The following is a 1,203-nucleotide window of genomic DNA, read 5'->3' as shown; positions in this document are numbered from 1 at the left end:
AAATCCGTATTTGCACAGTGTTGATATCAAACTGCATTACACTGCTTGAATTGGTGTTTTAGCCCCTGTATCTAAGCAAATTACGGCAGCCCACTGCCATGGTCATGAACTTTTCGACCTTTTCGTGTTTATCCTTGGGCTGATTCATGATGAAGCAGAATAAGTTCAGATAGTCCTGAAGGTCTTCCCTGATGAATCCAGAGTGAGAGGCAAGAAACAGTTTCAGCAACCTGCAGTATTGGTTGATCCTGTTCAGCGGATTCTCGGAATCTGGCAGCTGTTTGATTTGTCTCGAATCGTATACGATGCTTCTGAGCCTGAGGGCTTCTACCAAAGGGGCGTGGGCTTGTTCCATGTCATGCTTCATCGTCGATTCCGGTTTAATGTGTGAGGCAAATGCATCGAGCGTTCCCTGTTTGGTCGGCTTTCCCTCGCCTTCCACGAAGCAGATGACACTGCTTTGGTCGCAGGCTATCCCGATGCAGATCTGGTTGCGGGACAATCCCCGATACTCCTTGCCGTCCTCTTTTCTTTCGATGTCGGCTTTCCGGACCTTATAGAAGGTCTCGTCAAGCTCAACCTCACCCGATAGGACCAAGGTGCTTTGGTATTCCTTCAACACGAGGAACACCTTATCCATCCAGTATCTTGTGGTTGTATAAGCATTACGGTTGCTCTTCGATGTCAGGCTGAAGCTGCCGTACCCGAAAATGGAGAGCAGGAAGTCAAGCCATTCGGTAAGCGGCAGTTTGTGGGAGTCGAAGATTGTGTTGGTCAGGATGTTGAAGGTTCGCCTGCAATCCTTGCACCTGAACCTACGAACACCGTTGGAGGTGAAGCCGAATTTCTGGATTGCAGTGCTACTGCAGTGCCTGCATTCCTGTACATCCATCGAGTTGAGCAGCTCAACCTCGCCGGTATCAGAAATGCCTGGATGCTTCCTGTGATAATTGTCCTGATTGCTTTCATCGATGAATGTCTGAAGTGCGGTGGCCTCAAGTACATCGGACCAAGGAGTCTTCCTCCTGGACTTTGATCTTATGTTCTTCATGTGGTAGTCCTTTGTAAGAAGACAGAGGCCAGATAGGGACTACCACATCGCAACTATCCAGCCAACTGTCTTCACAAATTACAGCCACAGTATATGCTTTTGTTTGCTTATGTTTCAACGGTCATTTATCAACACTGTGCAAATACGGATTT

General features: G+C 47.8%; 1 protein-coding gene. It reads right to left on the bottom strand.

The genetic code is table 11. From position 1 onward, the window contains the following. Positions 1–58: 58 nt before the first annotated feature. Positions 59–1,051, bottom strand: coding sequence for an IS1595 family transposase (locus ROJ03_RS13040; RefSeq protein WP_313727502.1), 993 nt, complete (start codon positions 1,049–1,051; stop codon positions 59–61). Between the last annotated feature and the right edge of the window lie 152 nt (positions 1,052–1,203).

The organism is Sphaerochaeta sp. PS, assembly GCF_032144095.1.
Classification (GTDB): Bacteria; Spirochaetota; Spirochaetia; order Sphaerochaetales; family Sphaerochaetaceae; genus Sphaerochaeta.
Note: the sequence above shows the minus strand (reverse complement) of the source record. Positions and strands in the feature narration are given on the sequence as shown.